Source organism: Microcystis sp. M49636_WE2 (assembly GCF_030065375.1).
Taxonomy (GTDB): domain Bacteria; phylum Cyanobacteriota; class Cyanobacteriia; order Cyanobacteriales; family Microcystaceae; genus Microcystis; species Microcystis aeruginosa_C.
The window spans coordinates 1-4,146 of sequence record NZ_JASJFG010000249.1; the positions used below are offsets into that span (position 1 = coordinate 1).

Below are 4,146 nucleotides of genomic sequence, written 5' to 3' on the forward strand. Positions count from 1 at the left end.
CGGTTTCCTTGGGACTTTCCTGAAAAAAAGCTTGACTTTGGGAGAGACGGAATCCCGCCCCCGTGACGGCGACGGTAGACAGGACCACTGCTGTAGCACCGAGAACAAGTCCGCGTTTGTTGATAACCATAGGTAATTTTCAGATAAATTAGGCTGTTCTTGCCGAAATGCTCTTTCTGGCTGACCGTCGAAATATCTTGGCAAAAAGGAGCGTTTAGGTTTACTGGAGACAGACAAAAGAACGCCTGTAGACTACTACTGTTATAACATTTATTATCTCTTTCTTTGTCAAACTGGTTATTTGAGTGGCGATCAAGTTGCCAGCAGCCCACCTCGCGACCTAAGATAACAGCAAAACTGTCCCGGATTTTCCCTATGAGCGATCAAATCCCTTCTTCCCTCTCCCTGGAACAAAAACGACAAAACCTGCGCCACCAAAGGCGATCAAAGGTGTGGCAAGCTCTAGGTCGCTTTCTGGTGGTTAGTGGTTTAGCGACGGGATTAGCTTGGGGGATGACTTCACCCTATTGGACAATTACCAAGGCCGGACAGGTGGAAATCGAAGGCACGGAATTAATGTCGTCCGAGTCGATTCGTGCTTGGCTAAAATTAAGCTATCCTCTATCTATCTGGGAATTACCCACCCATCAATTGCGAGCAAAACTAGCGGCTATTCCCGCTATTGCCGACGTTAAGATCGAGCGGCAATTATTACCCCCGAAAGTGATTGTTTCTATTCAAGAAAGAAAACCTGTTGCCCGTTGGCGTTCTCATCAACAGCAAGGTTTTTTAGATGCCACCGGAACGATAATTCCTCAAAACTATTATGGTCGAACTCTACCCAAAAGCCAATTACCTAGCCTAGAAGTGCTTGGTTACGACCGACAATATCAACAACAGTGGCAAAAAATTTATCCCTTAATTGATAACTTATCGATTAAAGTTACCGCCATCGATTGGCGCAATCCTAGTAATCTTGTACTAAAAACTGAACTGGGACAGGTCTATTTAGGTTTTTATAAAGATAGATTGCCGGAAAAATTAACCGCTCTCGTACAATCACGGCAATTGTCATCCAAGATACCTCTAGCGCGAATTATCTACATTGACCTGAGCAATCCCGATGCTCCCACTGTACAATTAAAACCGCAGCCAGCCCCTAGGGTTGCCAAAGTAACGGCAACTGGCAGGGATTAACTGGAATTGATCAGTAAATAACTGCAATTATTCCCCTTATGTATTGCCAAAAAAACCAAATTATGATTTTATGAACAAGAAACTGATAATGTAGATACTGGAACCGACATAATATTAGTGATAGTGTTAACATTGCATCTCTGATTCATCAAACCAATAACAGAATCTTGTACTAATAGTGTTCCAATTCCAATGACATCGATTAATGAAATTGTTTCCACCTATCCCAATCTGAACAGTAACGATTATGCCAGTTCAGCTATGAGCGAAGATAATCATTACTCTCAGAATAATGCTGGAGTATTATTTACTCGTCCCCATGAATCACAGATGACACCCCGAGAAGAAAGTCGTAGTAATCGCATCGTGCCGAGCAATGTCGCCAAGATCAAGGTGATCGGGGTCGGCGGTGGGGGCTGTAACGCCGTTAACCGCATGATCGCCAGTGGCGTGACCGGAATCGAATTTTGGGCAATTAACACCGACGCGCAAGCCCTAGCCCATTCCTCCGCCCCCCAGAGGTTACAAATCGGGACAAAATTAACCCGAGGCCTAGGGGCGGGCGGCAATCCGGCCATCGGACAGAAAGCGGCGGAAGAATCTCGGGATGAAATCGCCCAAGCATTGGAAGGAACCGATCTAGTCTTTATTACCGCCGGCATGGGCGGTGGCACGGGAACGGGGGCCGCTCCAATTGTGGCCGAAATTGCCAAAGAAATCGGCTGTTTGACCGTGGGAGTTGTGACCCGTCCCTTTACCTTCGAGGGTCGTCGTCGCACTAATCAGGCCGATGAAGGGGTGGGCGGTTTACAAAGTCGGGTCGATACCCTGATTATTATCCCCAATAACCAGTTATTACAGGTAATACCCGCCGAAACTCCCCTACAGGAGGCTTTTCGCGTCGCTGATGATGTGCTGCGGCAAGGGGTACAGGGTATCTCGGATATTATCACTATCCCCGGTCTGGTGAATGTGGATTTCGCCGATGTGCGGGCAGTGATGGCCGATGCGGGTTCGGCCCTAATGGGCATCGGCATCGGTTCCGGAAAATCTCGGGCTAAGGAAGGAGCGATCGCTGCTATTTCCTCGCCGTTACTGGAATCCTCGATCGAAGGGGCGAAAGGCGTAGTCTTTAACATCACTGGTGGTCAAGATCTAACCCTACATGAAGTCAATGCCGCCGCCGAAATTATCTATGAAGTGGTGGATCCCAACGCTAATATCATCTTTGGGGCAGTAATTGACGAGAAAATGCAGGGAGAAGTCAGAATTACCGTCATTGCCACCGGTTTTTCCGGCGAATCCCCCTCTCGTCCCACCACTAACAAGGTGGTGATCAATACCCCCGCACCTAGTCCTGTCCCGACTCCCGAACCAGCAAAACCCGCAGGATTAGATATCCCCGAATTCTTGCAACGTCGTCGTCCTTTTGATCGCTAACCTCCTATGACTGCCATTGCCCTCACCATCGCCGGTTCCGATAGTGGTGGCGGCGCGGGAATTCAAGCTGATTTGAAAACCTTCGCCTTCCACCGAGTTCACGGGACCTGCGCCCTTACCTGCGTTACCGCCCAAAATACCCTGGGGGTCGAGCGCGTCGAGTCCTTAAGTCCAGAAATGGTGACAGCCCAAATCGATGCCGTGGTCGGGGATCTGGGTGTGCAAGCGGTCAAGACAGGAATGCTGTTCAGCAGCGAGATTATCGAAGCAGTGGCCGAGGCGATCGAGCGCTGGCGTTTGACCAGTTTAGTGGTGGATCCGGTTATGGTTTCGCGGGTAGGAGCCAAATTAATTGATGATCGAGCTTTAGATAGTCTTTTTAATAGTTTAATTCCTCTGGCTTCGATTATTACCCCTAATCGTTACGAAGCGCAGCTTTTAAGTGGCATCGAGATCAATGATTTTGAGGCGATGAAAGCGGCCGCCGAAATTATTTTCCAGAAGTCGGCCACACCGGTATTAGTGAAAGGAGGAGGTATGAAAGGCCGGCTGCGTGGGGTTGATATCTGCTTTGATGGGCAGGAATGGGAAACTTTTAAGACCAGAAGCGTCGAAACCAATAATACTCACGGGACTGGTTGTACCCTATCGGCCGCGATCGCCGCTAACCTCGCTTTGGGTGATGACCTGAAAATAGCGGTGAAAAAAGCCAAGGATTACGTTACTAACGCCCTCGATCATTCCCTCCCTATCGGTCAAGGAACCGGTCCTGTGGGGCATTTTTACCGCTTAAAAGCCCTAAATTAGTCAAAATTCATGACCACTACGCCGCGTATTTCCCCCCAAGTACCCCAGAGTTGCACTGATCGCCCCTCGGTTCCCCTCTCGGTCTATCGAGAATTGGTCAAAGAATTGCAGGCCAGCCAGGTACGGGTGGAATTTCTAGAAGCACAAAACCAGCAACTTGTCAAGAGTAATCGGCAATTACGTCAGGAAATCGAGACAGTAGTTGATCAGGGAAGACGATTAGAAAAAGTGGTAAAGAGTTTTGAGAGGAATCCCGTCGAGGAACCCTCCTTCGTCATCCCGGTTCCTCCCCGTTTGGTTACACCTCCCTCTCCTTCGCTGCGGGTTAAGGAAGAAATCCCGGTCACTCGTCCCATCACCGTTACTGCTTCAAAACAGCCATTTTCTAAAAATAGTTGGTTATTGGTCGGGTCAATTATTGTCGTGGTTCTTACCTCCGGTTTAGGGGCTTTTTGGCTTATTTCTGCCTCTAGAAACCCGGGTTCGACCGACTGATTGACTACCACCTCGGCATTTTAAGCTTAATTTCTTGCCCTTAGTCGGTTTTAACAGTCAGGGAAGTGGCTCTTCTAGGTTCTGTGTGATAAGTTTAACTTACAATATGATCGATCAATCTTTGTGTCCTTTGTGTCTTTGTGGTTCGTTCCACCCCCTCGCTAGAAGGAATGTATCTTAGAATACATTTTACCCACCAAATCCAAG

General features: G+C 48.3%; 4 protein-coding genes and 1 pseudogene. 4 read left to right on the forward strand and 1 reads right to left on the reverse strand.

Going from position 1 to position 4,146, the window contains the following annotated elements; translation table 11 throughout:
• Window positions 1-130: pseudogene (locus PX484_RS05970) on the reverse strand (peptidase S41); the annotation flags it as partial.
• A 245-nt stretch (window positions 131-375) separates the two neighbouring features.
• Here PX484_RS05970 and PX484_RS05975 point away from each other — a divergent pair.
• The 4 genes from PX484_RS05975 to PX484_RS05990 all read left to right on the forward strand — a co-directional run bounded on the left by PX484_RS05975 (window position 376) and on the right by PX484_RS05990 (window position 3,939).
• Complete coding sequence (locus PX484_RS05975; RefSeq protein WP_287768414.1) at window positions 376-1,197, forward strand: cell division protein FtsQ/DivIB; 822 nt, start codon at window positions 376-378, stop codon at window positions 1,195-1,197.
• 192 nt (window positions 1,198-1,389) lie between these two features.
• Window positions 1,390-2,637 (forward strand): cell division protein FtsZ, encoded by a 1,248-nt coding sequence (ftsZ, locus tag PX484_RS05980; RefSeq protein WP_287768412.1) that lies wholly within the window; start codon window positions 1,390-1,392, stop codon window positions 2,635-2,637.
• Window positions 2,638-2,643: 6 nt separating this feature from the next.
• Window positions 2,644-3,444 carry a bifunctional hydroxymethylpyrimidine kinase/phosphomethylpyrimidine kinase gene (gene thiD, locus PX484_RS05985; RefSeq protein ID WP_002801421.1) on the forward strand — a complete coding sequence of 267 codons (801 nt, stop codon included), beginning with the start codon at window positions 2,644-2,646 and terminating at the stop codon, window positions 3,442-3,444.
• A 9-nt stretch (window positions 3,445-3,453) separates the two neighbouring features.
• On the forward strand, window positions 3,454-3,939 hold the full coding sequence (locus PX484_RS05990) for a bZIP transcription factor (protein WP_287768407.1): 486 nt from the start codon (window positions 3,454-3,456) through the stop codon (window positions 3,937-3,939).
• The last annotated feature ends 207 nt before the right edge of the window (window positions 3,940-4,146 follow it).

What these genes read in the sequence shown, in the direction of transcription:
- PX484_RS05975 (WP_287768414.1), top strand. Translation starts at nt 376, where the DNA reads ATGAGCGATCAAATCCCTTCTTCCCTCTCCCTGGAACAAAAACGACAA.
- ftsZ (WP_287768412.1), top strand. Translation starts at nt 1,390, where the DNA reads ATGACATCGATTAATGAAATTGTTTCCACCTATCCCAATCTGAACAGT.
- thiD (WP_002801421.1), top strand. Translation starts at nt 2,644, where the DNA reads ATGACTGCCATTGCCCTCACCATCGCCGGTTCCGATAGTGGTGGCGGC.
- PX484_RS05990 (WP_287768407.1), top strand. Translation starts at nt 3,454, where the DNA reads ATGACCACTACGCCGCGTATTTCCCCCCAAGTACCCCAGAGTTGCACT.